We start from the raw sequence: 26,019 nt of genomic DNA, 5'->3' as shown, positions 1-26,019 counted from the left end.
GGTCTGCTCCGCAGACACGACGCGCCGCCTCTACGAGGCGGAAGACTGGCCCCTCCGGGGGCCAGTCCCGACCCCTCCGGGGTCGGGGGCCCCGCCTCCGGCGTGGCCAACCGGCCCTGTGGCCTGGGGCGTTGTCTTGTTTCCGGTCTGTGGACCAGTCCGGGGCTGGGGTTGGTGCGCGCCCCCTCCGGGGTCGCGCACCGGCTGGCTACAGGGAGGGGTGGGGCTGCCCGTCCGGCTCCCCCAGTATGCATACCAGGGTCAGATTTGGGATCCGAAAACACTACCCCGCACCCACCAAAGGCACTCCCTGACACCAACTCAAGTATGCACGGTGGGGTCGTAATTGGGACTACGGGACACCGCCCCAGATTTCAGTTCCATAGCCCAACCCCCATGAGTACCGCGACAGAATGGCGGTGTCAAAACCGCAGAAGCCTCACCAGGGAGACCGCGGAAATGCCAGAGCCAACCACCTCTGAAGAGCGGCGGAATCAACTGACATGCACACGGCCAGCACTGACAAAACGACGACGCCCATCACCGTCAAAAACAGCCTATTTCCCCGTGGTGAGCAAGCGACAGGAGACGCTGCCGGACATCAATCACCTGCTTCGGCTCTTGGGATGGCGTCGCCCCTCATCCACTTCAGATAATCACGCAGGACAGGAAGCAGCGCGTCACCGGCGCATTTTCCGTTCGCGATTACCCAGGTTCGGCGGTACGTCCGACCAGCCTGATCTGCCTCAGGCGGTGTTGGCGTGGTGCGGAAGGTGTACCGTTCCGGCCGCTCTCCGTCCCTGACGACGTCGATGTGCGCCGTGCCGGTGATCACTGTCGGGTTGTAGGCCTCCGCGATGGCCCCCGCCGTCCCGGTCCCCACGACCTCATGCCGGACCTGCGCCTCTTCCACCGCCTCATGAAGGACCAGATCCCTCACATCCTTGACACATACATGCCGACGGTCCTTCGTGCTCTCCTCCCACCACTGGCGGAACTGCGGCCCCCGCCCCGACTTCTTCGACTCGAAGTCGACCACGTGACCAACCCTGCGGATCACACCGATGGCCCCGACAAAGGAACCTCGGAACGCCTCCGGGTCGTCGGCGAGCTCCTGCAGGACGTCCAGGTATTTCTCCGCCAGCACGAGCGCCTTCCGGCTCTTCTCCAATCGCATGGGTGCAGTCCAGCCTCTTACAGGCCGATGCTGCTGAACCAGACGCCCAAATGATTGTGCGAGCTTCGTGGATTCACCCGCGAGTGGCAATCCTGCTTCCAATTCGGTAGCCAGCAGAACAGCATCTGTGGTGCGGATGTCTGCACGGCTCCGCAGCTGGCGCCGGACCATGATGAAGGGGCCCGGCGCCAGGCCGGGGCGCGGCTCTTGAGCCGTGAGGCGCAAAGGCATCGGGGAGAGCTGTGGCAGTAGGGGCGTTGCGGACCGTTCCGCTGGCCGGGGAGCTGACCGCGTCGCTGATCAACCGGGTTGCGGCCCGCTACGGTCTGGCAGATGAAAACGTGCTGCGGCTGTGGACATGGCACAACTCCCCTACCCGGCACGACGGCGGGCGCGTGCGGGCCGATGCGGAGGTCGTGCTCAACGAGGCGGGTCGGCACGGGCTCGCCGAGCTGTGCGGGGTGGAGACCGAGGTGCTGGCGCGGGCTTTGCCAGCCTTCACTGTGGATGACACCCAGATCGGCACCGGCCGGGAGGCCACCACCGCGGAGGCACGGTGGCGGGCGGCGGGCGCGGTGGTGGGTCCGGCCGCGTTCGGCTGCCGGCTGTGCACCGCTCGGCGCACCGGACAGGCACTGCGGACGGTGCGGTATCTGCCACGCTGTCGGCGGGTCTGCGTCCGGCACGGGCGCTGGTTGCTGGACGCGGACGCGGACCATCCGCTGGAGCACTTGGATCTTGGGAGTGTTCCGGAGGTGCTGGCCGCGCAGCGGCGGTGGCCGGGTGTGGCGCGGCGTGCGGTGCGGGCCGGGGTGGAGCCGGAGCAGGTGTTCACAGTGGCGCATGCGGTGGTGGCCCGGTGGTGGGAACGGGCCCTGGAGTGGGAGCAGGAGGAGGTCTGGCCGCGCCGCCTGCACCATCTGGTGGGCGGCAGCATGGGGGGCGAGTTGGCGTGGTGGCGGATCGTGAGCCGGGACGCGGCTATCTTCCCGGAGGTGGTGACCGTGGCGGGGGCGCTGCTGGAGCCGGCAATGGCCGAACTGGCCTGGCGGGCAAGCGGCGGGATGCGGCCGCGGGCGCGGGGCGATGACGACCCGTTCTGCCGGCGGCTGGGCGAGCGGGTGGGCCGGGATTGGCTGGGGCCGCTTGTCGCGGCCGACTACGGCAGCCCGCTGAGCGACTGGACGGGGGCGGTCGTGCGCGCCCGCCGCGGCAGCAGGCCGCCGGGGTGGCGGGATGACCCGTGGCGGCTGAAGCGTGAACAACAGCCCGCAACGATGGCTGGACTACTGCGCGTGGGGGCGGCGGAGCAGCGGTCGGGCGGCTCGGGCACCCGGTGGCGTGCCACAGTGTCCGCCGAACAGCGTTTGAGGATCTCTCAGTTGCTCGACGAGGCTCGGGAGGGGCTGGAGCAGGTGCGTGGTGCGCAGAGCGGTACCACTGCGGAGGTGGCCCGTACGCTGCTGGAGCACCTCAGTCAGAGTGTTGAGCTGATCGACCGGGCTGTGCTGGATACTGCCGCTGCGGCTGTTGCTGCCGGGGTGGCGCTGGAGGAGGTGGCCGGGTGGTCCCGTCTGTCTGCGGAGGAGCTGGCTGCGGTGCTGGCCGCAGCGGGGACTGACGCGGACGGCTGCTGAGCAATGGGCGTGCGTTTGGGGACTGGTCTGCGTCCGAGGTGCAGTGGCGAAAAGGGGGCGGGCCGAGAGCTGGAAAGTGCGAGGGTGTGCACTGACACCGGCGCGTCCTGGGTGGCATCGTGGCCGGGCGCGCGGCCCAATGGTCTGGTCTGGCACTGCAGTTGGGGTTACCGGTCGGTTCTTCTGCGCGGCAGCACGGGAATGACGTTGTGTGGGTGCGTGATCATCGACAGTAGTCAGGGTGGTGCGCAGGTCGGCTTACCCGCCGTTGCGGGCGGTGACTGCCGTGTGCCGGAGCCGGGCAGCGTGGAGGCGGAGTTCGTCGGGGTGGACGGCACACTCGTGCAGCGCTCCTGGTGTGAGGCCGCGGTCGCGGTGCGATTCGAGCAGCTTGCGCCGGTGGCGGCATTCCCGGTGGTACCCGGTCGGCGGTGGGGGCCGGGCTGGTGGTGGTCGGCCACGACCGGGCGGCATGTGATGCACGGTTCGCAGGCGATGTGCATGCAGCTGATGGTCTTGGACCGCGATCGGCATGTCGTGGGTCTGTCAGCGCGGCCGGTGCGGCTGATCTGGCGCGATCCGGGCAGCGGGCGGGTGCTGACGTGGGTTCCGCAGTTGTTCGCCCGCTACGCCGACGGGCGCGCCCTGCTCGCCGACTGCCCCGCCACCTGCGCGCCCGCCGCGGGCCGGGCCGCGCGGGCAGCCGTGGTGCTTGGGGCGACGTGTGGGGCGGTGGGGTTCACCTATCAGCGCCTGGTGCCGCCGGATGTGGTGGTGGCGGCGAATGTGCGGTGGCTGGCCGGCTACCGCCACGCCCGCCACCGCGACGCAGGCGGCCTTGAGCACGCGGTGCTTGAGGCGTTCACCGAGCCACGGCCGCTGATGGCCGGGGCCGCGGCGGCGGGCGAAGTGCTGGCGGCTCTGCCGGTGGTCTACCACGCGCTGTGGAGCGGGCGGCTGACCGCGGACCTGACACGGCCGCTGGGCGAGCACACTCTCGTGGCCCTGTGCCCGGCCGCAGGCGACGGGGAGCAGGAGGAGCACGAGAGTTGAGCAGGCACCGGGTAACCGTCCCTGGTAGGCGGTGTGTTGAAGTTGGCGCACAGGTCAGGTTCGAGGGCTGTACCTGGCAGGTGGCCGCCGTGGCAGGTGGGTCGGTGCGGCTGGTCGACGAGCAGGGGCAGACGGCTTCGGTGCTCGTCTCGTTCCTGTTCTCCGACCCGACGTTCGCCGTGGTGGGTTCCGCGGCCGTCGGTGTGCCGCCGTGGGGGCTGATGGAGTCGGTGCCCGAACGGGAGCGGGAGCGGGCCTTGGCCTGGCAGCGGCACATCCGCGAGATCGAGACCGGCCTGTCCGGTGGCCCGGACAGTGGCGGGATGCCGCGCCCCGAGTACGACCTGCAGCGCACGTCGATGGCCGAGCGGGAGCAGGCCAAGGCCGACGAACTTGCGGCGCTGGGCTGGCCGAAGGTCAGCCGGGCTACCGTGCGCCGTATGAGGGCCCGCTACCGGGACCAGGGCCTGTGGGGTCTGATCCCGCGCCGCAAACCGTCGAGTGTGACGGGGCGGGCCGATGAGCGGGTGGTGGCTGCTGCGCTGGAGGCGCTGCGCCGCCAGCGCGGGCGTTCCAAGGGCACGTTGAAGGGGCTGCGGGAGGTGGCCGGGCAGGTTCTGGCCGACACGCATGGGCCGGGTGTGGTGGCGGTGCCGCCGCCGTCGACGTTCAACCGGCTGGTGCGGGTCCTGGCCGACCCGCTGGAGCATCCCGGCCGCTCGGCCCGCGGCACCAATACGCCGGTGCGGCCGTTCACGCCGACGGTGGCGCTGCGGCCGGGCGAGCTGGTGCAGGTCGACACCACCCGGCTGGATGTGATGGCCGTCGGCGAGAACGGGAAGCCGGTACGCCCGGAGTTGACGATCGCACTGGAGGTGGCCACCCGGTCCGTGGTGGCGGCCGTGCTGCGCGAGGAGAGCACCAAGGCGGTGGACGCGGCTCTGCTGCTCGCGGAAATGGCCGTGCCCCACCCGGCGCGGCCCGGCTGGAGCGACCACCTGCGCCTGGCCCACGCCGCTGTCCCCTACGACCGGCTGCTGGCCCTGGATGAGCGGCTGGAGTCGGCGGCGGCGCGGCCAGTGGTAGTGCCCGAGACGATCGTCATCGACCGCGGAGCCGTGTTCGTCTCCGCCGCGTTCCTGGCAGCCTGCGAAACCCTGGGCGTCAGCGTCCAGCCCGCCCCGCCGCGCTCACCGGCCGCCAAGGGCTCGGTCGAGCGGACCTTCGGCAGCATCAACACGCTCTTCGCCCAGCACATCGCCGGCTACACCGGCTCCCACATCCTCCAGCGCGGCGAAACAGTGCAGGACGAAGCACGACTCACCGTGGACCAGTTGCAGGAGCTGCTGGATGAGTGGATCACCGCGTGCTGGCAGCACCGCCCCCACGAAGGCCTGCGCCACCCTCTCCTGCCCAAGCAGGCTCTGGCCCCGAACGAGATGTGGGGAGCGCTGCTGGGCGCCTCAGGGTACGTGCCGTGGCCGCTGACCGGCGACGACTACCTCGAACTGCTGCCCGTGCGCTGGCACCCCGTCACCGGGCGCGGCATCCGCATCCACTACCGCACCTACGACCACGCGGTGCTCAACGAGCACCGCGGCCGGCCCTCCCCCACCGGTGCGGGCGGCAAGTGGGAGGTCCACCTCAACCCGCACGACGTGCGGCAGGTCTACATCCGGCTGCCGGACGGGGGCCTGCACGAGATTCCGTGGATCCACCGCGACCACGTCCACGCCCCGATGGCCGAGACCGTCTGGCGCCACATCCGCACCACTGTGAACCAGCGCCCAGGCCGTGAGGCGCACGAAGCAGCCCTGGCCGAAGCCGCCGACCAGGTCCTGCGCCGTGCCCGGCCCACCGCCCCGGGGCACGCAGCCGGACCCAGGACAGTGCCGGGCGCAGCCCACACGCAACTGGCCAAGCCGCAGGGGGCGGACGACGGCCAGGCAGCAGTGAGGAGCTGCACGGCGGATGCTGAAGACAGCCTCGACGCATTGGAAGTCCTTGAAGCCCAGGACCAGGTTCAGGTTCAGGCCGAGGCCGGTGACGAAGTGGGGGCCGAGAAGCCCGGCGCCCACCTGGTGCCGGTGCCCGGGGCACTCATGCTGTATGACGCCGAGCAGGAGGCCGAGCTGTGGTGACCCCTGCCGACTCCTCACCCGCGGGCGCCGGGGAGAGCGCCGCCAGCACCGTGACGAGGTTCGACACCTTCGCCCGCTTCGCCCACGCCACGCCCCTGACACCACCGGCGCCGGGCCAGGCACCACGCTCGGTGGCCGAACGCCTGGCCTACCACTCGCAGTTCGTCACCGTGCGCACCCCGGCCATCGAATCCCTGGCCCACCAGGTACGCACTCTGATGATCCTGGGGCGGCACCAGCAGACCACCGCACGCCCTTCCCTGATCGTCACCGGCCCGGCCACCACCGGGAAGACCACCGCCCTGCTGCAGGTCGGCCGCACCTGCCACCTCGCCCACACACGGCGCGCCGTCCCCATGGACGACAGCGTGCCCGTGGCGTATGTGCTGGTGCCGCCCGGTGCCACCGCGAAAACATTGGCCGCCGAGTTCGCCCGCTACCTCGGTATCCCCGTCACCGGCCGCATGACCACCGCACAGATCACCACCGCCGTGTGCCACACCTACACCGCGGTCGGGGTGAAGCTGGTGATGATCGACGAAGTCCACCGGCTCAACCCGCGCACCACCAGCGGCGCGGAGGCGGCCGACTGGCTCAAAGACCTCACCGAACGCATCGCCGCGACGTTCGTGTACGCGGGGATCGATGTGACCGCCAGCGCCGTGTTCACCGGGGTACGCGGGGCACAGCTGGCCGGGCGTGCCTCCCTGATCGACTGCGGGGCGCTGCCCGCACGCGCTGGATCGCGGGAGCCGTTCCGCGAGCTGATCACCGCCCTGGAACAAGCCCTCGACCTGACCGCTCACCGGCCGGGCAGCCTGCCCAGACTGGCGCCCTATCTGCACGAGCGGACCGCAGGCAGGATCGGCAGTCTGGCCCGCCTGATCCGTCAGGCCGCTATCGAAGCCATCCTGGCCGGCAGCGAACGCATCACCAAAGGGCTGCTGGACGGCATCACGCTGGACCACCTCGCCGAGGAGCACTACCGGCCCCGCACCCCCACCCGCCGCACCCGCCCAGGCAGCCGATAACCCCCACGCCCCAAAGCTCCCAAGCCACAGCCAGCCCTTCGTCTGCAACATAAGCCGACACCGTGTGCCCCGTCTCCGCCCGGTGCCCCTGCGCGCTCGGCCGCTGCCCAGCAAGGCCACCGCACCCGCCTCGCGCCCACCCGGCCACAACCTGCTCCGGCACCGCCTGCACCCGCTGAACCATGTCCGGCGCCGCCAGGCAGCCCCGCCCCTGACAAAACCAGCTGCCGACTCCCGTGCCTACAGGCGCGCCAACCACCCTGGGCAAAAGCTCCCGCCACGCTCAGCATCACTGCGCAGCACAAACAGCCAGCTCAACCCCCACATTCCACCCATCATCGACCCCCGTCCTCGCGTGAACCTCCCCAACGGGACAGACACACCGCTCAGTACAACTGAGCAACAGCAGGCCACAACCAAGATCAATAAGCAAACACAGAGCTACGCCACAAGGGCTTCAACCGATGAGTTCCCAAAATGTTGCGGCCCCTCAGCCTGTCTGCGGAAAATAGTCCTCAGGTGCAACGGCCGGTCCGGTGCGAAGTGCTGCGTAGTACTCGGTATCCACGATCGTTGCGAAACGCCGAGTTCGGCGGCTTCTTGCTGTCTTCGCGATGGCGAGCCAATCCTCGCGTGCCGCTGCCCAATGGCGTCGGGCCAACTCCCCGCGAAAGTGCTGTCGCAGAACTATGGCGAGCTGGTCCGATGTGATTCGGCCAAGTCGGAACGCCTTGTCCCAACCTGTGACGATCAGGTTGGTGTAGGCAATCTGCTTCCATTCCTCCCGTGAGCGAGGGACTGTCGGGGGTTCCCAGCAGACAGCCACCGATGGATCCTCCAGAGACCTGAAAACCAGCTCCCGGTAGCCAGCCCAACTGGACTCTTCCTGCGCGGCCTGTGTCTGCCGCGCCTGCAGCACCAGGGAGAGGGCCACCCCTGCCAGGGCAGCGGCGGAGACGAACATCGAGAGAAATCCATATACCTGTACAACATCACTCAAGTACGCCCAATCAAGTCCTCCAGGGGCCGCTGCGCGCACGAGGTACGGCGTAAATACCAGAAGGGTCAAGAAGGCTAAGACGGAAAAAGCGCAGGCTGCTAAACGGCCAGCTGAACGTCCCAACACAGTTCGGCACCATGCAATTATTGATTCGCGCACAGGTACATACCTCCGGGGCTCGACATGGTCGATGTTGTTTTGCGTACCCCAGCCTGCGTCTTAGAACTCATCGTGCTCGGTCGGTGCGACTCTGCCAGAGCCACACCAGCATGTTTGTGGGCATCGTTACGCCCACCGGCCGACGTCGTGGTGGCAGGCACAGCTGACACGGCTGCCATCCTGGGCCGGATCGGTCTGTGTCGAGACGCTTGTTCGGTTTGGCAGCTTCGGCCGGTCGCCCCGCGCCTAGCCAGGTGATCGAGGCGACACGGAATTGGACCAGTGGCAACCCACGTGCAGGTGGCTGACGGTCGGCCATGCTGGGTGCGTGAAGGACATCGAGGGCTGCCTGCACGATGTGGGGCGGGCGTTCCTGGCTGTGGCATGGCTGCGGCTTCGGGAGGAGCGGGTGGTTCCGCGGCCAGCCTTTCACCCGTACATCGAGGTCGGGCGAGATTACTTTGGCGACTCCATCATGGTGCTCGCCGAGTACCGCTCGCTTGAGGACGCGATTGCCGCTGCTCACCCTCGCTTCGACGCTGACCTGCCATTGGGTGAGCGCGGATGTCCTGGTGAATTGATCTTCAGTTTCCTCGAGACGTTCATCGCCCGGCTGACTATTGCGGGCGAGGAGTTCTCCCCTGACGGGTCGGCCGCGGAGCAGTCGCTACGCGACCTGGTCCAGGCAGTCCAGGCGGACACGTCCGAGGTCGCGTGCTGCCGGGTGGTTTCCCATATGACCACCGCGGACGGCCAGCCAGTCGAGTTCACTGACGTCCGGGTTGAGCCAGTTCTCCCGGAAGCATGTGGACACAGTGGGGAGTTGCACCGGGTTATTTCGACGCTGATCCCTGGGGCCGCGAGCGCCGGTGATCGAGTCTGGCCGGACGGTTTTGCACCGCCGGAGAGCGTCGTCGTTGGGCGCGACAGCGGGTCGAAGCCGTTCGACCTGAGCGAGCCGCTGTCGCAGCGGATCGAGCGGTTCCTGCTGCTGGTGCGGCTGTTGAAGCCAGGCACCAGCGAGTCGATGTTCGAGGTCCAGGGCGAAACCCACGTGGTACGAGAGTTCAAGCCCTTCGTGGTCCGCTTCCGCGGTGCCAGACCTGGGTTCGCGTCTCCGACGCAGCTGGCAGCACGAGTAATCACCCTCGGGCCCGACGATGTCGGCCGCGTCGAAGGGCTCGGGCGGCTCCTCGACGCGGCGCAGCAGACAGGACCGGAGATGGTGTTCACCTCGTTCGACATGGCGTTGCAGAAGTTCCTCCTGTCCTTCCATGCGCACGCCTGGTACGAGCAGGTCGTCGACCTGGCGACCGCCTTCGAGGCGGCGCTGTCCGGCAAGGAGAAAGACGCCGTCACGCTGCGGCTGAAAGTCCGCGCGGCGACGCTGCTGTCCACCGGCCTCGACCCAGCGGACAAGATCTTCAAAGACGTCGACGCGATCTACAAGCTCCGATCTCAGCTCGTCCATGGCAGTGCCATGGAGAGGAAGAAACTGCTTAAGGAGGTCCGGAAGATCTCGACCGTTCCGGGTGATGTGCGCGATGGAGAAGCGACCGCCCATGCCGTGGAACGACTGCGCGACCTCGTCCGGCGCAGTCTGCTCGCCCGAGTCTGCCTCGCGGCCGGCAACGCCCCGTTGTGGCCCATGGGCGCGGATGGCATCGATGTGGTCATGGTCGATGATCTCCGTCGCAGGGCATGGCGCGAAGCATGGCGGGACACCCTCACAGCGATCGACGCCATCGACGCCGCCGACCGACCTCCTCACCAATAGGCCCGCTCAATGACCCACCGCCGCACCAAGATGATCTCCGGCTACGAAAATCTTGCCAGAATCACATCAACCTGTACGCCGACACCTGGCCTGCGGCAGGCTTGCCGCTGCTCACATGCGGCCGAAGGCGAGGGCTGGTGTGCTGAGGGTGGGGCCGAAGGCGGCGAAGAGGCTTTCGAGGCGGTTGTGGGGGGTGGCGTTCCCGGGGTGGTCGGGGGTGGGTTGGGTGGGCGGTAAGGAGACGGCGTCGGTGGCGGCGTACTGCCACAGAGGCCGGAAGCTGTTGGGGTCGCCTTGGAGCGCGCGCACGAGGCGTTCGGTGCGGGGCCAGTCGAGCACGAAGTTTCCGGCAAGGAGGGCATCGAGCTGCTCGGGGGTGAGGGTGTGGCTGATGACGGTGGATACCGAGCGGAGGCTGGGGGATCCGCAGCGCCGGATCAGGGCACGCAGGGCGGAGGCCAGGTCGGCGTCCGTCCAGCCCCCGCGGGCACCATCGGAGCGGCGGGGAGCGCCGCCGTGGCAGCGGGCTGGATGCCCAACTTGGTGAGGCGCTGTTGCTGGACTCACAGTAGAGTCACGCACGCTGTGATCACTCACAGCACTGGTCCGTGGACAAGGGGGGAAGAGGTGCTTTCGGTTCGGTGGCGGGCGGTTGCCGCGTCGGTTGCTTTCGGCATGCTCAGCGGTGCGCTGAGCGGCTGCAGCTCAGACGAGAAAGACGGCGACGGCCATCGGAAGGCGGCCGACGTGCGGCTCAAGCAGCCGGTGAAGGCACCTGCGCCGTTCGACAGCCGCAAGGGCTGGCAGGTGACTGCAGACTGGCTGCCGGGGATGCAGCCGTTCCCCTACGCCGTGTCCGCACGCAGTCAAACGGTTGCCTACCTTGAGAGGGAGCGGGAGGGCCGGGAGAGTGCATACGTTCTTCGGGCGCGTGGTGCCGTCGGCGGGAAGACACGGTGGACCGGCAAGTCCTGGAAGGCGCCGGCGCTGACGGGCGGTCAGCAGCCGAGCGCCGGGCCGCCCGGTGATGCGGAGCCCTTGACGGTGCCGCGCGTGACCCTGGTTTCGGACGGGAAGCGGGAATACTTTGCGGTCTGGGCCTACGGTGAGCGCGCGAAAGACCGGTTGCACGAGACCAGGGACGTTGTTGCCGTCGCCTTCTACAAGGTGCGTGCCTCCGGTGATGCGGTCGCGCCGATCAGCACCGCCACCGTTCCCGCCCCTCCGGAGGATCCACAGGTCACCGCAGGGGAAAGCGGCTTACTGATCGCCGACCCAGACGGCGACGACGCCTCCTCCGTGGATGCATCGTCCGGTCGCGTCACCGACGTCACCGACGACATCGGACCCGCAGGAACGGCTGACGGAGACGACGCCCACCCTGGAGGCATTCCCACGGCTTCAGGCCTCGTGGCCAGCAGGGGTCGGGGCGGATTCGGACTGAAGCACAAGTGGGACAGCAAGAAGGTGACGCCGCCCGGTGTCCGTGCCGTTTACCGAAAGGCTGATGTCGACATCAACGAAGGGATTTATGCCGGTCGTCCCAACGGAACGATTGTCGACAGGGCCGGACGGCATCTGATTGCTGCCTGGGACCCCATGGACGACGACGAGGCGGACAACGCTGAGTCGCTCCTGGCCGTCCACGACACCGCAACCGGACGCGTGCAGGCAACGGTGAAGTGCCCAGATGGCGCCTCCTTCATGACGGAGGAGGCCGAAGAAACGGCCTGGCAACCGCCCACCCACGGCGTGCTTTCCCGGAACGGCCGCTACCTGGCAAGCGGAAGTCTGCTGTTCGACTTGCGCAGCGGAAAGGGACGCTGCGTCTCTCTCGGTGAGGACGCCAAGACGATCAGTCTTCGCTCCGTCATGGACGACGGTACTGCCTACGGCGTAGCAACAAGCACAAGCGACAACGACGTGCCGGTGCGCGTATCCGCGGCGGAAGGCAAGCCCCACGCCCTACCGGACAGCACCCGTACCCCGGACCAGACTGCAGGCAGTGTCGGCGTCTTCGTCCACGGCGGCCAGGACACCGCCCGATTGACCGTACTGGCTCCCAACAACGGCTCGTAGGTAGGGTCGTGCAGCCGTTGCACATAGGGGTCGCCTTCCCAGTCCCACCAGCAGGGGTTGCGGTAGCCGGGTGCTGTAGAGGGCGCGGCCACCGGTCCGAACTGGCCGATCTCGGTGATCAAAGCCGCACCCTCGGCCAGCTCTTCGTCACTCCGGCCGGTGACGTCGACCAGCAGGCCATCGAGCGGGCCGCTGCCAGCTCGCGGTAGACGTGGCCGGGCAGGCAGGCCGACCGACAGCCTTCTCCCGAGCACGCCCCTCCCTGACCCAGTACTCGGCGGACTTCCGCACTCCCGGACGCCGCGTCTCCGGGCTGACGGACACCGGGAAGCCCAGCGCATCAGAATGATCGCGCGCAGTGCTGTTCCCTGTCGCTCAACTACTCACATGTATGAAGGGGTCTCTGTTGTCCCTGGTTCCCGATCAGATGTCCCAGAGGCGTGTACGGCTGCTGGTCATGGCCCTGGTGGGCGTCATTCTTCTGCTCGTGGGCGTCTTGGTGGGCGTCCTGGCCGGTGGCGGAAACGACTCTGACGCCGGGAAGAACGGCGCCGCTGGGCCCTCCCATGGCCCCGTGCAGCCATCGGAGGCGCCGAGTGACTCGGAGGGCGACGGCACGTTTCACGACCCTGATTCCTGGGTGAACCTGCCCGAGGGAAAGGCCGGCAAGAACGGGCTGCCCATCGGCTTTCCCCACACGGACAGGGGCGCTGTCGCTGCGGCAGTCGCGAACAACCGGGCGGGCTGGAGCATGGATGAAGACGAGATCCGCCGGGCGATGGAGACCTACGCGGACCCCAAGGACCTAGATGACCCCAACGAGCAGGAGGACAAGGCAGCGGCGGTTGCCTTCGCCGTGAAATCGGCGCGGGAGATGGCGGGCGTGCCGGCCAAGGGCCCTGTCCCGGACGGCGCCAACCTGAGCGGCGTCCCCATCGGAGTGCGGTGGAAGCCACTCAGCGCAGGCCGGGTACGCGTCTACATCCTGACACGCGTCACCACGAAGGCAGGCAAAGGGAAGGAGACCAAGACCCAGTTGATGGCGTTGCCGTCCGAGGCGATCTGGACAGCAGGAGACTGGAAAATGACCTCGCCGGAAGAGGAAATCGACCGCTCGGAGATCCCAGCTCCTGCAGACCTCGGAACCCGGAAGTTCTCAGCCGAGGGCTGGAAGGCACTCCAAGAAGGAAGCAGCCGCTAAAAGGGAACCCTCTCCTTGCCATCTCAAGCGCCAGCACCTCCGCAGCAGCCAGGAGCGCGAAACAGGCACTGGGGACCGGTCGGTCCTTTGTTGAGCGGTCAGGCGAGTAGGCACACTTCGTGTGCCTCGCGGGGTCTGGTCGGGGGCGGGTTTCTGTTTCTTGTGGCGGGCGGGTGTTGCTGCGGAAGGCTCCCAGCCGGCGGAGGGGACGGGGAAAGTGCAGGCGGCGTGGCGCCGCCTGGTCAGCTGAGGAGGATGGCGCGATGGCACTGGATTGGGACCGGATCGGCGCGGGGGACAGCGAGGCGCTGCTGCGGCCTCGGGACATCTACGCGGGGTTGGCCAACCGGCCGTGGCCGTATCTGCGGCATGAGCAGGGCGAGGTGCTGGACGAGTGGTTCGACAACCGGCGCGATGACCGCGATGTGGTGATCAAGCAGAACACTGGCGGGGGCAAGACGGCCGTCGGTCTGCTGATCGCGCAGAGCACACTGAACGAGGGCGTCGGCAAGGCCGTCTACCTGGCCCCGGACAGCTACTTGGTTAAGCAGTCCGCGGGGAGGCCGCCAAGCTGGACGTGGCCACCACAGAGGATCAGCACGACCCGGGATTCCTCGCGGCCCAGGCAGTGCTGGTAACGAACTACCAGAAGCTGATCAACGGCAAGTCGGTTTTCGGTGTCGTCGGGGACGGCAAGGAACCGTTCGACCTGGTGATTGTGGTAGTCGACGACGCGCACGCCGCGCTGGCGCGGACCGAGGACCAGTTTCGACTGCGGGTGCCCGCCAGCCATGAAGCGTACGAGAAGCTGCTGAATCTGTTCGCGCAGGACCTGCGGCACCAGTCGGCCAACGCCTGGTCGGAGCTGGAGGACAAGGACCCCACGGCGCTGGCACAGGTCCCTTTCTGGGCGTGGGCCGACAAGCACGACGAGGTGCTGAGGATCCTGCGGCCGCATCGGGAGGAGCAGGACTTTCTGTTCGTGTGGCCGCTGCTCGCCGAGGTACTGCACCTGTGCACCGCGACGGCGACGTCGAAGGCGATCGAGATCAGGCCCTCGTGCACGCCAATCGACCGCATCCCATCCTTTGTGCGCGCCCACCGCAGGGTCTACCTGACCGCGACGCTCGCCGACGACAGCGCCCTGGTCACCGACTTCGACGCCAACTCGAAGCTGGTCGCGAAGCCTGTCACGCCGGGCAGTGCGTCGGACCTCGGGGAGCGGATGATTCTGGCTCCCCGCGCCCTCAACCCGGATCTGGACAACGAGGCCGTGCGTGTGCTCGCCCGTCAGTTCGCCGACGGCGACCAGGACGGAGATGGTGTGCCGGAGACCGATCCGGTCAACGTGGTGGTGCTGGTGCCCAGTGCCCCGGCCGCCGCAGCTTGGGAGCGCTACGCCGACCGCACCTGGTGGGTCGGCGACCTCGAGGCGGGTGTGAAGGAGCTCCAGGGCGGCCATGTCGGCCTGGTGGTGCTGGTCAACAAGTACGACGGTGTCAACCTCCCGGCCGGCGCCTGCCGTCTGTTGATTTTGGACGGTGTCCCCCGCCCTCTGGATGGGGTGGAGCGGCGGGAGGCTGTCGCGCTGGCCGACAGCACCGTCCGCCTGGCCAGAGAGGTTCAGCGGATCGAACAGGGCATGGGCCGGGGTGTGCGGGACAACGAGGACTACTGCGCGGTCCTGTTGATGGGGGCGAACCTCGCCGTCGCGATCAATGACGCCCGGCACCTGGCCCTGTTCTCGCCGGCGACGCAGGCCCAGCTGAAGCTGAGCCGCGACATCGCTCGCCAGATCAGGGGCGAAGGACTGGACGCGGTCCGGCAGGCGCTGCGGGCCTGCCTCGGGCGGATGCCGCAGTGGACGCAGCGCAGCCGCCGGGCGCTGGCGGAGGTCCGTTACGCCCCGCAGGGGACGGTACGGCCGGAAGCCGTGGCGCTTCGCGAGGCGTTTGATCTGGCGGCCACCAGGCGGACCTTGGCCGCGGCCGACCGGGTGCAGCGGGCGGTGAACGACCTCGGCGACCGTGACACGGCGCTGAGGGGCTGGCTGCGGGAGCAGAAGGCCGCCTACCTGCACCTGACCAACCCTGTGGCCGCCCAGCAGGCCCTGGCTGGCGCGCTGAACGATAACTCATTCGTCCTGCGTCCCGTGAACGAAGCTGTCCCGACACAGCTCAAGGCAGCAGCAGTACAGGCCCGCGCCGCCGCCGACTTCCTAGCTGCCCAGTACGGCGACGGCCTCAGCCTGCGGCTCGGTGTGCAAGCGTTGTTTGAGAACGTGGTGTGGGGCGAGGAGGAGCGCTCCGATGACGCCGAGCGGGCGTGGCAGGCTCTGGGCGAGCACCTCGGGTTCACCAGCGCGCGCCCGGAAAAGCAGTACGGCATGGGCCCGGACAATCTGTGGGCGCTCTCGGCGACGCGGCAGGCAGTGACCGAGCTGAAGACAGGGTGTGTCACCGACACGATCGCGAAGAAGGACATCAACCAGCTCGGCGGCAGCGTCCGCTGGCTCAACGACCACAACCCGGAGGTGGAGGCCCTGCCGGTCATGCTGCACCCCAGCCGGGTCAGCGACGCCAAGGCCACCCCGCCGCCCGGCATGCGCGTCGTCACGCCGGCCAGGTTCGAGAAGCTGAAGGAAGCCGTGACGCAGTATGCGACCGCGCTCGCCAGCAGTCCCGACCGCTGGGCCGACGAACAGGCCGTACGCGAGCAGCTCGCACACCACAAGCTCACCGGCGACCGATTCTTCACCACCTACGCCGACCCCGTGTGCGCCTCCTGACCACCGCGGGCAGCGCTAAGTGGTGGCCGGCCTGCCGGGACCTTCCGGCAGGCCGCCGCCGGTTCGCCGGAACGCGAGTCGTGCGGGCTGTCTGCGCTTGTGTGAACCCTGCGGCGGTATGAGGGCCTCGCCGGGGCGCCGGGGCCGAGGATGGGATGAAGGCGTCTCAGCAGTGTCTGGCGGACTGGCTATTGCGGGGCTGAGGATGCTGTCTACGAATCGCGGGGGGTGGGGTGCGTGCACGTGGAGGCGTTCTTCAGCAGCGGTGACGGCTGGGCCATGCCGTGGGTGCTCGATGTCGAGCTGGTCGAATCGCTGCGGTTCGGACCTCCGGCCGACCGCACCGACCTGGAGGTCGCCATCGCTCTGACCCAGCTTCTGTACGGCGACTTCGTCTCCCACGGCACCGACGGCCAGCGCAGGCACTTAGATGACGGGAACGTGCCTATCGTCATCAAGGCCCACCGCGCCGTCCTGGAACGCCTCACGCTGGAGCCGCCCGCCTGGCCGTTCCGGACGTTCGAGGGCCCGCGCGGCTTCGGCACCTACTGGCGCGACAACGGCATGCGGGGCAGCTGGCAGGCCCGCCGCGACTGCATCGAGCAGATCCTCGGCCCGACCCGGGACGCGCTGGAGGAGTTGCAGGAGCTGGAATACGAACGCCGCTTCACCAACGGGCCGTCCGGCAGCTTCAAGAACCTGATCTTCGCTGCCGACGGGGCGAAGCCGCAGATCGTGCTGCGCGACGCGGTGAACAACGACGTGGAGATCGTCCGCCATGCTGATACTTGCCTGGTGTTCACCGATCCCCTGCCGCCGCACGGGCTGACCTGGCGGCAGATGATCGTCTGGTGGACGAGGAGGCACCAGCCGGGCGCCGATGAGAAGAGCGCCGCCGACTCCCTCTACCGGCGCCTGTACCGGTCACTGGACTCACCACCCGAGCAGCTCCTCATGCGCACCTACTGCGCCCGGTATGCCAAGGAGGGCGGCTTCGACCTGCCCGCCCTGATCCCCCAGGTCTACCTCCACTACGACCCCTACACACGGCGCAGCGGCAAGCAGTCCGGGGCGCTGCACAGGCAGCGGATGGACTTCCTGCTCCTGGCACCGGACCGCTCCCGCATCGTCATCGAGGTCGACGGGGTCCAGCACTACGGCCGGCCGAACCCGGCCGACGAGAAGGGGCAGGTGACCCACACCGCTGTGCCGCGGCTGTATGCGGAGATGGTCGCCGAGGACCGCCGACTGAGGCTGGCCGGATACGAGGTCTACCGCTTCGGCGGATGGGAACTGACCGAACCAGACGGTGAACAGGTCCTGCAAGACTTCTTCACCGGCCTCCTGGCCCGGCACCGGAAGCCGACACTCTGACCGGAGACGACCGACCGGCAGGCCGCCTTGCGTACCCTCGTCCGGCACTCTGCGGCATTCACTCGCCGTCGTTCCGTTGGGTGCGCGAGGCCAGCTGTCCCATGGCCCCGTTAAACCGGCGTCCAGCCGGGCTGTGCTCAGTGTCCGCCCCCACTGGTGCAACACAGCGGGGTCGTACAACACGCTCCACCCTCACCCACTACACGCGCCAGGCCCCCGCTGGGGGATACCGATCGGGAAGAGATTTCCGCAGGCGCGTGCTGGAGACGGTGGTCGGCCCCGCCCTCGTCTGATGACCTGACGGAATGGTCGCCCTCCATCCTCCAATCCTCAAGAAGCTGGCCGGGTAGCCGCCTCCCGCCCGGCGAAGCACGAGAAGAGAGTAGGGCTGGGCTTGCTCAGGGACGCTGCCGGCCGCTGCGGTGCCCGGCGATGGCACGGGGGACGTCGCCGGGCACCACCGGGTTCACCCAGGATCTGGAGGTCGCCTTGTCCGGGTGAATCTCCGTGTTCCGGCGATCCCTCTCTGTGTTCAGCGCGTCGTGCCGGGCATGGAGCCGATCAACGAGATGCGCCTGGCGGAACCCGGGCTGGTCGTCGTCGACGTCGCGGCGATGGATGACCGCACCGCCTTCGCCTTCCAGCAGGCGCTGGCCTCCCGGTGGGCCACCGCTACCACCGACGGCACCACACATGACCCCGGCCAGCCCGGCGTCCGACTGCGCTGCTACCTGGACCTGCGCCAGAACCTCGCCGCCGAATGACACGCAGCCCGCGTGCCCAGGCTGACCAGGCGGGGAGGCCGCAGCAGCGGGGTCGGGGCATGTACTGCCGTGTTCGGGGCTACTCGGTGGTGTGGCCGGGATCAGGCAGCTGGGGGTGGAAAGTGCCGTTCCAGGATTTCCACCCAGGACGGCCGCTCTGTCCGCCGGCTCGGTGCGGAACGCGCTCGCAGTCACGCCCACGGCGTCCAAGGGGGCGCAGTCTGTCTGAGTACGGTGCGCACCCACGATTGAGTACCGGTTCAGTGTGCCGGGCCGGCTGGGCGGCGTTGGATCGAGGCATGAACGCAACGGCCCGCTCTCCAGCGCCCCCGATCCGGGTGGCTGTGCGAAGGGACCGCTCGCGTCTCTGGTCCGTTCTGTGCGCCGTCGGCTTCGCGCCGGCGGCCGTGGCGGCCGGTGTGCTGACCCTGGCTTCCGAGCGAGCCTCGCGCTGCCTCACATACGGGGAGCAGTGCGCGCCGGGACTGCCCGCCTGGCTGTTCACCTGGGGGGTGGGCCTCGGCGCTGTTGCCTGTCTCATCGCTCTGGCCGCGCCCGTCGCGCGGGTGCGGCAGGCGGCGCTCGCCGCCCAGGTCCTGGCGGAGTGCGCGGCCCTGATGGAGGTCCTCAGCCACGCGTGACCCGTTGACCGGTTCCTTGTGCGCCCCGCGAAGTCGCCGGCGGCCCAACTTAGGTGCGACAGTCCGGGTCAGGCGGGCTCAGGGCCGGTGTCGATACTGGTGAGGGTCATGGCCTGGGCGAAGTGCCGGGAGGCTGTTGGACAGTGTTCTGCCGCCTGGCTGGGATCCGGGGTGTCGGTCGCTTCTCGGAGGGTAAGGCAGGCGCCGGCCAGGACGGTGGCGAGCGCATCGTCGAGGACTTCGTGCGGGTCGTGGTTCCCGTCCTTGCGGACCTGTTCCAGCAGTTCGAGGGGCCGGCCGGGAACATCCGATGCGGCCAGCAGCTCCAGTCCGGCGTCGGTTACACCCGCGGCCAGGCCGCCATCAGCAGGGGGTGAGGGCACCTGGACCGGGCTGCCAGGCGTCGTGTTGTCTTAAGCCCAGGGCGGCATCCGGCACGACGGTCGTTGCAGCCACCCTGCTGACTCTGGTTCCGCTGAGGGGATGCTCGATCATGATGTTCAACACTGGCCGCGGGCGGGTCGCCAAGCCGTCGAAGGTGCGCAGGAGGCTCGGATACACACCCGAGGTGCGCGAGGTGTCCCAGGCGGAGGACGAGGTCAACCGGATGTCGTCCCGGCTGGTGGATGCCATGGGCATCCCCGGCACCCCAAGTCACATTCCCGCCGCCGCCATACCGTGCAGTGCCATCGACCCGGACTTCACCACCTACTACAGAGTGGACCACCCCTGGGCACTGTGGGAGGCGGACGCGGACGACTTCGACACCGCCATGGACAACCTGCGCTCCCGACTTCCCGGCATGGGGTGGCGTATCACCAAGGACGGGCCTATGAACAGCATGGCCCGCAACCCGGAGATCACGGCGGTACACACCACCTCCCGTCACCACGTGGTGATCGAGGCACTGAAGACACGCTCAGGCAACCTCAAGCCACAGATGGACGTCACCCTCATCTCGCCCTGCTACCAAGCCCCCGAAGGCACCGACCCCTCCCCGCGCCTGACAAAAGCCACCGCCCACGACAGACGCGATGACGTTCCCCAACAACACCCACGACCTCGCCACATTCCGCCGGGAGCGCTGCCGTCGAAGCCGGAGGCGGCGTCCAGCAGGACCGAATCGTGTCTCGGGGACCGCACAGCGCCGCTCGAAGGAGGACTGGCGTGCGTGCTGTTCGTGGTCGCGGGCCTGCAACCAGCGGGCGTCGTCCCGGGCAGGTGCGGCTTCCCAGAGTCCTGGGGGGTGGTGTGGAGGAGGGCATGGGCCCGGCCAGGAAGAGACCGGCACCTCTCCCGGGCCGGGCGGGGCCTGGCTGATCGGGTCGCAGGACAGCTGTGCTGGCCATGGGTGCGCTCGCCCACCAGTTGGGTCGCGGTGGCGATCAGGTGGGCGTGGTGGCGGCGCCGGGCCGGGGCCGGTGAGGTGCCGGTCAACGCAGTTTCTCCCGGAAGAAAGAAGGCGGCGAGGAGAGTGGAAAAGAGGCCGCCGGGAGGGACGAGAATTGCTGGTTAACAGTCAGCGGCTCCTGCTGTGATGCGGCTTGAGATTTCTGCACTTGGCGGGTTTGGATTCGCTCCGGAATTGCGATTGCAGTCTGTGTGGGCGTCGGTTCGCCCCCTCCGAGCACACAGCAGAGGCGCTGTCGCGCCCTGCCAAGAGCGAGGCAACTCGGCGAGCAGCAGCACGAGTTGGTGGCATGCTCCACCTCGGTGAGGGGCGCACGTCATCGCCCGCGGTGCTGGGCGGCGTACGGGTGCTGGTCAGGCAGGGGCGGCTCTCGGCACGGTGCGGCTGTGCAGGGGCCTGGACGCCGTCCCGCCCGGCGCAGCACGCTGAAGGAATGAACGACGAGAGCGAGGACGACGGCGGGCTGGACCGGGTCGAGGCCGTGTCCCTGTACATGGAGGCGCTCAAGGCGCGCATGGACCCGGAGCAGTACGAGCGGCTGGCCCGGCTCGTGCACGAGTCGGCGCACCTGCTGGCAGAGGGCCGGGAAGGCATCTTCGGTGACGAGGACGAACAGGCGGAACTCACACCCGAGATGCAGCGCGAGCTGGCGACCATCCTGGCCATGATGATCACCGGCGGCGCGGACCACCGGGTGGTGGAGATGTCCGACCCGGACGGCAGCACCGGCTTCGCCATGTGGAAGCCTCCGCAGCCGATAATCCGGAAAAGCTGCAGGAGATCCGCGAAAGCCTCCACCGCTGGGCCGCCGAACGGGAAGCCATCGACGCCGAACTGGACGGTATCGCCCGCGCCAGCGAACCGGACGAAACGGACTGAAGAGCTGAGCACGGCGCCCGCCCACGAAGGAGTGCTTTCAGGCCGCGTCCAGGCAGACGGCTTTGCCCGCTGGAGTATCCGCCAAGGCCGGAGCCCGACGCACCGCAGCCTCCTCGTCGGCTGTGCGCTCCGGGCGCACAGGGCCTTCCCTTCTTCCTGCCGCTACGGCTTCGGGCTCGACTCCACGAGCAGAGCCGGTGCCGGAAGCGCGTCCCAGAATTCGGCTCTCACCTGGTAGCCGAGGGTCGCCAGAATACTCGCCAGTGCTCCGGTCATCATCGCAGCAGTGCTGCGGCTTCGCTCAGCCCGCAGTGACTTGTCGTAGATGATGCGCTCGACGTCGTCGTGTGCCCGCCAGGAGAGGATCACCCCAGAATCCTCCAGCATCAGCGACACGCCGCCCTCCCCGTCGCTGGCCGACGCGTTGGCGTCGCGCACTCTCAGTCCCTGCTGAGTCAGGTCGTCCCATACCGCCACGGCCAACGCCTGGTACCGGTGTCCGTCATAGCCGCGCAAAGCCCGCGATCCTGGAGTCATGGCGTCGAGCCTACGGTCCACTGGCGAGAGTCGAACTCCCAAGTGTCCGGCGGTCCCGGCCCAGCGCGAAATTCGGCGTGCCGCCCGGGGCCATCCTGTATGACCTTCGCATCGAAGGTCACGCGTCACGCAGGGGGCGGAATGGTGTTGAGCCTGGGGCCGGTCGGGCCGGCTCAGAGTGAGTATCTGATCCACTTCACCGGAAGAAACGGAAGCCGGCCCGACTGGGTGCCCGAGCACATACGGGACATGACCCCACAAGAGCGTCTGGACACGATCCTGCGTGAGGAGAGCTTTCGGGCCTTCGCACCCTTCGGAGCGGCAGACCGTGGTCGCTCTGGGACGCCATGCCTGTGCCTCTCCGAGTGTCCCCCTGGCCACCTCGACCACCTCGTTACGGCGCGGGGCTTCACGCCGTGGGGCCTTGTGATCGTCCGAGAGATGGTCAACAGCCTCGGTGGAGGGGCCGTAGCCTACGTACCGCCGGACGTGCACAAGGCCTTCCAGAAAGCCGGGCTCGGGCACTGGGCGGTACGCACCGCCGCGGACTCCACGTGGCTGCACGAGCGAGAGTGGCGGGTCCCTCTGCCTGGCGGAGGGGCCGGCATCAAAAGGGTGGCAGCCGTCCTGATTGCCGACGCTGAATGGCGGCCGACGAAGGTGCCTACAGGCCGGTGGGTGGAGGGAGACACCGGGACCGAGGCGCCTGGCCCCGGACTCCCGAACGCGATCGAGCTTCACGACTACCCGCGCCTGTGGCGTGAGTCGAGAGTATGGGTCTGGGACCGAGGGAAGCGTGACTTCGCCAAGTATGAGCCCGGCGAACTGTGCTGAGGTCTAGCCGAGCCGTGGCCAGCGCAGCCGGGCGGCGGTTCCGGTCGACTGCCGCGTCGCCCCGGCCAAAGACTCCATGTCGAGCTTGAGCGTTGCCGCCATGTAAGGCGACCGCCCGGTCCGACGCCCGCCTCGGCGAGGGCGTGGACGCCGATTGCAGCCATCGTGAGCCAGCCCTCCGCGACGGGGTGCCGGGAGGCTGACAGTGCTCCATCCCGCCGAACCGATCTGAAGGAATCCCCGAGGCTTCCTGGTTCCTCCCCAAGCCCGCCGTGGCGCCGGTGGACCACGTGTCCGGCTGCGCCTGCGCCGAGTTCACCGGCGGCCAGGCGGACCTGGGATCGACGAGCCTATGGAAGGAGTCGCCTCCGGTCCTTGACGACCCCGTACGAGCGGACCCCGCGAGCCCTCCTACTACAGCCGGCCTGGCTGAGCAGTCCGGGCCGGATGCATCAGTCGATGGCTGAGAACATCAGGCGCGAGCAGAAGCCGAGCACTCCGACCGGTTTAGTTCGGAGAAGGTTGCGCAAGGTCAGGCGCGGTTCCAGTTCCCGCAGTGCGTGGGCGAGGGGTTGGAGATCCGGCGGACGCAGACCATGAGTTGGTCGTGCTTGTTGTAGAGGATGCCGGTGCGTGCCGCGTAGTCGCCGTCCGACGTCGCGTAGACCTTCATCCAGTCGGCGAATCCGTACTTGTCGCTGACGAGCGCGATTTCCGTGTCCTTGCGGGAGGTGCGGACGAATCCGAAGGTCTTGATGGCCTCGCCTTCGTCTATGCGGATGCGCATGACCGCCTTGGTGTGGTTGCCGACCTTGACGGTGGTTCCGGGGACATCGGGTCCGGCGCCGGGGTATTCGTGGTCGTCGTAACTGGCCTTGGCTTTGAGGTGGAGGTCGGGGTAGTTGTCGATCTTGCCCAGGCCGGTACCGTTCTGCCGGTGTCCGCCGGCGTCCTCGCGGAGCCACGCCCCGCACTTCCGTTCGTCGGGGTCCACGATGCAGCCCCGGATGGAGGTGTTGCGGTTGTCCAGGACCCCGGTCTCGATCTCCTCGCCCCACTCTTCGGATTCCTTCTTGCCCCAGCACTTCTGGCCGCTCTTCTTGTCCTCGATGTAGAACTTCACATGGGGTCCACCGGCGGTCAGGACGCCGTAGGTGTCCTCCCGCAGGTAGTGCTGCTGCCACATCTGCAGCTTGGAGTCCTCGACTTCCGGGTTGTACTTCTTCTCATTGGGATAGAGCTTGTCGCTGCCCCAGTCGAAGCCTTCGTCATCGCAGCTATTTCGCGGCTCGGGCGCCGCAGGCTGCCCGGTAGCGGAGCTGCCGGTTGCGGTCAGTGCGCCTGCCGCTAGAAGCAGCGAGGCGAAGCCGATTGTGGCCGCGCGGTTCTTTCCCATCGAAATCCCCCTCGGTCGCTGTCGTCCCGTCCGGGCAGCGGGAGTACGCATAGCTCGGTGCTGCGGAGCCCTGCAATGCTGCCGGGGGGGGGTGATGCTCCTCGCCCTCACGCGCCGCCGGAAGGTGTTTCGGGGCTGCCCGAAACACAGAGACCCGTGACGGCTTCCGTCCCTCACGACCTTGTCATTCGCCTTCCCCACCCCTGTGTGCCGTGTGAGGGGTGCAGCGAGTGCTCGTGCCAGTACATGCCCGGCCGGTGCCAGCCGTGTGCCGATGCTGACCGTGCTGAGGCGCGTCTGCGCCAGGATGTGGCCCGCTGGAAGGCGCAGCGGGAGGCCGGTGCCACCTATGCCAAGGGCCGAAGCGGGACGCGTTTGCACCGCTGGGACTGCCCCTCGCTGCAGGACCCGGACACAGCGATGGCCCGGTTGCGGTTTCCTTGCGCTCTCGCGGGACGCTCTGTCCGGGGTCCGCATCGGCAGTAGTGATGCCACAGGCAGTCACCTGTCCCATCCTGACGGGCCCGGCGGCACCTCACCCGGCCTTGCTCACGCAACCTGCAGCGTTCATGTCGACGCGGAGGCTGGCTGATACCCATTCGGCCCTGGTCTGTGTGCCGTTGAGGGCGGCCGGATGTAGACCTGGATTGCGAGGCTTTCCAGCGTGGGATCCGGCCGTCTGATGCTGGCCGTGGGAGAGGACGAGGAATGGTGCACCCGCGTACAGCACGCCGATGGGGCAGGAAGAACAGGCTGGTGGCGGGTGTAGCCGCCGTGGGGGTGATGCTGGCACCTGTCCTCGTCACCTCCGAGGCAAGGGCGGACGATGAGGAGGAAGCCAGACCGGGCCCTCCCGCGCATCCGCCGCGGTCGGCCTGGGGCAGCAGCTACAACTTCACACCTTTGTTGCAGGCCGCCGGGCTCCCCAGTGGTACGTATCTGACGCCGACGACCGCAGTGGTGATCTACAACAACACCAGCCAGCAGTTGCAGCTGCGGGACAGCGGCATCGTGCAGGGCCAGTGGTCGACCGGGAACGGAGTCGACGGGCAGTACCCCTACGGTGTGCCGCCCAAGACGATCGATCCCGGTGCCAGTGGGATCCAGCTGATCAACACCTCAGGCGGGGGCGTCGGAGGCAAGGTTCGCTACTCCATCGACCGCCCTTCCACTCTTCTGCGTCCTCACGCCCAAAGACTGCCTACGTCAGCCTCGACTTCGACAACTGGATGGCCAAGAAGAACAAGTACCGGGTCGATCTGGTCACCTGGCGACACCGGAAGGGGCAGGGGGTCAGACCGGACGAGCACACGCCTGACGGTCCGAAGCTGAATGTCGGCCTGATGGACTCCGACGGGCGGAAGGTCTCCACCAAGGAGTCCACGAAGAGCTGGAACTCCGACAGCCTCGGCAAGGGCATGGGGGCTGTGGTGGGCATGGTCGTCAACGATCCCGGAGCCTCTTCTTCCTTCTACCCCGGTCTCGGCTCCCGGCCGGACAAGAAGGAAAAGGCGTGTGAGAACTACCGCAAGCTCGCTGAAAGCTACGGCGTGAAGGGCAGGACACTGAAGGCCATGTGGACCAGCGGGCGCATGGGTGCCACGGCCGGAGCCTGGATCGGCATGGCCTGGAAGTGCGCCACCTGGTAACGCCCTCAGCCCCCGCAGCTTCTACCACTCGTCCTTTTTCTTGGTGAACTTCACGCTGTAGAACGTCCCTCCGGTACCGAGGAGCGTGTAGTGGTCGTCCTCCATCGTGAGGAGCCTCTTTTTACACTTTGCGTCGGTATAGAGGTGTGCGAACAGCCCGGACTGGTTGTTGGCCCAGTTTCCGTTGCTCACGGCAGTGCACTGGCCCGCCGTCGGACTGTTGATCCTTTTCTGGTTTGTCCCGTCCTTGGACGTTGAGTACGCGAAGTAGGGGGGCTCGGCCTCAGCCGCGGATGGAGCGGCTGCTGTCAGCATGGCTGAGAGGGACAGAGCGCACAGGACAGGTGTCACTCGACGCACTATGGGCTCCTAATCGACATCGCGAGCGGGAGGTCGGCTGTCCCCGAAGGGCAGCAGGTGTTCGGGCAGGCGGGTACAGGTCAGGGGTGTTGGATCTCGTAGGCGGTGGCGAGGGCGGCGCGGTCCGATGG

The 26,019-nt window shown here is 68.0% G+C and carries 22 protein-coding genes; 15 read left to right on the top strand and 7 right to left on the bottom strand.

Annotated elements, in window-relative coordinates; translation table 11 throughout:
• Positions 1 to 601 precede the first annotated feature (601 nt).
• Positions 602 to 1,177, bottom strand: coding sequence for a hypothetical protein (locus tag ACTWQF_RS10780; protein WP_443278942.1), 576 nt, complete (start codon positions 1,175 to 1,177; stop codon positions 602 to 604).
• A 242-nt stretch (positions 1,178 to 1,419) separates the two neighbouring features.
• Here ACTWQF_RS10780 and ACTWQF_RS10775 point away from each other — a divergent pair, with 242 nt between their 5' ends.
• From ACTWQF_RS10775 to ACTWQF_RS10760, 4 genes are all read left to right on the top strand, one after another.
• Complete coding sequence (locus ACTWQF_RS10775) at positions 1,420 to 2,814, top strand: DNA-binding protein (protein ID WP_443278941.1); 1,395 nt, start codon at positions 1,420 to 1,422, stop codon at positions 2,812 to 2,814.
• A 219-nt stretch (positions 2,815 to 3,033) separates the two neighbouring features.
• Entirely contained in the window at positions 3,034 to 3,867 is an 834-nt protein-coding gene (locus tag ACTWQF_RS10770) for a TnsA-like heteromeric transposase endonuclease subunit (protein WP_443278940.1), read from the top strand.
• 80 nt (positions 3,868 to 3,947) lie between these two features.
• Positions 3,948 to 6,008, top strand: a complete 2,061-nt coding sequence (locus tag ACTWQF_RS10765) for a transposase (RefSeq protein ID WP_443278939.1) — start codon at positions 3,948 to 3,950, stop codon at positions 6,006 to 6,008.
• Entirely contained in the window at positions 6,002 to 7,039 is a 1,038-nt protein-coding gene (locus ACTWQF_RS10760; protein WP_443278938.1) for a TniB family NTP-binding protein, read from the top strand. The genes ACTWQF_RS10765 and ACTWQF_RS10760 overlap by 7 nt, the downstream gene beginning before the upstream one ends.
• A gap of 490 nt (positions 7,040 to 7,529) precedes the next feature.
• On the opposite strand, the gene ACTWQF_RS10755 is transcribed toward ACTWQF_RS10760, so the two are convergent.
• The gene (locus tag ACTWQF_RS10755; RefSeq protein ID WP_443278965.1) at positions 7,530 to 8,078 is read right to left on the bottom strand and encodes a DUF6082 family protein; all 549 of its coding nucleotides are present in this window, start codon (positions 8,076 to 8,078) and stop codon (positions 7,530 to 7,532) included.
• Between the two features lie 448 nt (positions 8,079 to 8,526).
• Between ACTWQF_RS10755 and ACTWQF_RS10750 the strand changes: the two genes are divergently transcribed.
• Entirely contained in the window at positions 8,527 to 9,975 is a 1,449-nt protein-coding gene (locus tag ACTWQF_RS10750) for a hypothetical protein (protein ID WP_443278937.1), read from the top strand.
• A gap of 111 nt (positions 9,976 to 10,086) precedes the next feature.
• On the opposite strand, the gene ACTWQF_RS10745 is transcribed toward ACTWQF_RS10750, so the two are convergent.
• Positions 10,087 to 10,542, bottom strand: a complete 456-nt coding sequence (locus ACTWQF_RS10745) for a hypothetical protein (RefSeq protein ID WP_443278936.1) — start codon at positions 10,540 to 10,542, stop codon at positions 10,087 to 10,089.
• A 60-nt stretch (positions 10,543 to 10,602) separates the two neighbouring features.
• Between ACTWQF_RS10745 and ACTWQF_RS10740 the strand changes: the two genes are divergently transcribed.
• The 7 genes from ACTWQF_RS10740 to ACTWQF_RS10710 all read left to right on the top strand — a co-directional run bounded on the left by ACTWQF_RS10740 (position 10,603) and on the right by ACTWQF_RS10710 (position 18,822).
• On the top strand, positions 10,603 to 12,054 hold the full coding sequence (locus ACTWQF_RS10740; protein ID WP_443278935.1) for a hypothetical protein: 1,452 nt from the start codon (positions 10,603 to 10,605) through the stop codon (positions 12,052 to 12,054).
• A gap of 457 nt (positions 12,055 to 12,511) precedes the next feature.
• On the top strand, positions 12,512 to 13,255 hold the full coding sequence (locus tag ACTWQF_RS10735; protein ID WP_443278934.1) for a hypothetical protein: 744 nt from the start codon (positions 12,512 to 12,514) through the stop codon (positions 13,253 to 13,255).
• A gap of 263 nt (positions 13,256 to 13,518) precedes the next feature.
• Positions 13,519 to 13,893 carry a DEAD/DEAH box helicase gene (locus tag ACTWQF_RS10730; RefSeq protein WP_443278933.1) on the top strand — a complete coding sequence of 125 codons (375 nt, stop codon included), beginning with the start codon at positions 13,519 to 13,521 and terminating at the stop codon, positions 13,891 to 13,893.
• Positions 13,833 to 16,043, top strand: a complete 2,211-nt coding sequence (locus tag ACTWQF_RS10725; protein WP_443278932.1) for a DEAD/DEAH box helicase — start codon at positions 13,833 to 13,835, stop codon at positions 16,041 to 16,043. Before ACTWQF_RS10730 ends, ACTWQF_RS10725 begins: the two co-directional genes overlap by 61 nt.
• Positions 16,044 to 16,280: 237 nt before the next feature.
• Positions 16,281 to 17,417 carry a hypothetical protein gene (locus tag ACTWQF_RS10720; protein WP_443278931.1) on the top strand — a complete coding sequence of 379 codons (1,137 nt, stop codon included), beginning with the start codon at positions 16,281 to 16,283 and terminating at the stop codon, positions 17,415 to 17,417.
• Positions 17,418 to 17,968: 551 nt separating this feature from the next.
• Entirely contained in the window at positions 17,969 to 18,181 is a 213-nt protein-coding gene (locus ACTWQF_RS10715) for a DUF6207 family protein (protein WP_443278930.1), read from the top strand.
• A gap of 299 nt (positions 18,182 to 18,480) precedes the next feature.
• Positions 18,481 to 18,822 carry a hypothetical protein gene (locus tag ACTWQF_RS10710; protein WP_443278929.1) on the top strand — a complete coding sequence of 114 codons (342 nt, stop codon included), beginning with the start codon at positions 18,481 to 18,483 and terminating at the stop codon, positions 18,820 to 18,822.
• A gap of 68 nt (positions 18,823 to 18,890) precedes the next feature.
• Here ACTWQF_RS10710 and ACTWQF_RS10705 read toward each other — a convergent pair whose 3' ends face one another.
• Positions 18,891 to 19,205, bottom strand: coding sequence for a hypothetical protein (locus tag ACTWQF_RS10705; protein ID WP_443278928.1), 315 nt, complete (start codon positions 19,203 to 19,205; stop codon positions 18,891 to 18,893).
• A 110-nt stretch (positions 19,206 to 19,315) separates the two neighbouring features.
• Between ACTWQF_RS10705 and ACTWQF_RS10700 the strand changes: the two genes are divergently transcribed.
• Both ACTWQF_RS10700 and ACTWQF_RS10695 read left to right on the top strand, forming a co-directional pair.
• Positions 19,316 to 20,338 carry a hypothetical protein gene (locus tag ACTWQF_RS10700; RefSeq protein ID WP_443278927.1) on the top strand — a complete coding sequence of 341 codons (1,023 nt, stop codon included), beginning with the start codon at positions 19,316 to 19,318 and terminating at the stop codon, positions 20,336 to 20,338.
• A 328-nt stretch (positions 20,339 to 20,666) separates the two neighbouring features.
• The gene (locus tag ACTWQF_RS10695; protein ID WP_443278926.1) at positions 20,667 to 21,350 is read left to right on the top strand and encodes a hypothetical protein; all 684 of its coding nucleotides are present in this window, start codon (positions 20,667 to 20,669) and stop codon (positions 21,348 to 21,350) included.
• Here the strand turns inward: ACTWQF_RS10695 and ACTWQF_RS10690 are convergent.
• Together ACTWQF_RS10690 and ACTWQF_RS10685 are read right to left on the bottom strand one after the other, a co-directional pair.
• Positions 21,275 to 21,649, bottom strand: coding sequence for a hypothetical protein (locus tag ACTWQF_RS10690; RefSeq protein ID WP_443278925.1), 375 nt, complete (start codon positions 21,647 to 21,649; stop codon positions 21,275 to 21,277). The two genes, ACTWQF_RS10695 and ACTWQF_RS10690, sit on opposite strands and share 76 nt — an antisense overlap.
• A gap of 1,366 nt (positions 21,650 to 23,015) precedes the next feature.
• Entirely contained in the window at positions 23,016 to 23,879 is an 864-nt protein-coding gene (locus ACTWQF_RS10685; protein ID WP_443278924.1) for a hypothetical protein, read from the bottom strand.
• A 1,229-nt stretch (positions 23,880 to 25,108) separates the two neighbouring features.
• On the opposite strand from ACTWQF_RS10685, the gene ACTWQF_RS10680 reads away from it, so the two are divergent.
• Positions 25,109 to 25,528 carry a hypothetical protein gene (locus tag ACTWQF_RS10680; protein WP_443278923.1) on the top strand — a complete coding sequence of 140 codons (420 nt, stop codon included), beginning with the start codon at positions 25,109 to 25,111 and terminating at the stop codon, positions 25,526 to 25,528.
• Between the two features lie 21 nt (positions 25,529 to 25,549).
• Here the strand turns inward: ACTWQF_RS10680 and ACTWQF_RS10675 are convergent, their stop codons facing one another.
• Positions 25,550 to 25,843, bottom strand: coding sequence for a hypothetical protein (locus tag ACTWQF_RS10675; protein ID WP_443278922.1), 294 nt, complete (start codon positions 25,841 to 25,843; stop codon positions 25,550 to 25,552).
• Between the last annotated feature and the right edge of the window lie 176 nt (positions 25,844 to 26,019).

The sequence above is a fragment of the Streptomyces sp. 8N114 genome (genome assembly GCF_052245835.1).
Classification (GTDB): domain Bacteria; phylum Actinomycetota; class Actinomycetes; order Streptomycetales; family Streptomycetaceae; genus Streptomyces.
The sequence above is the reverse complement of the archived record's forward strand: the minus strand, read 5'-3'. Positions and strand labels throughout refer to the sequence as shown.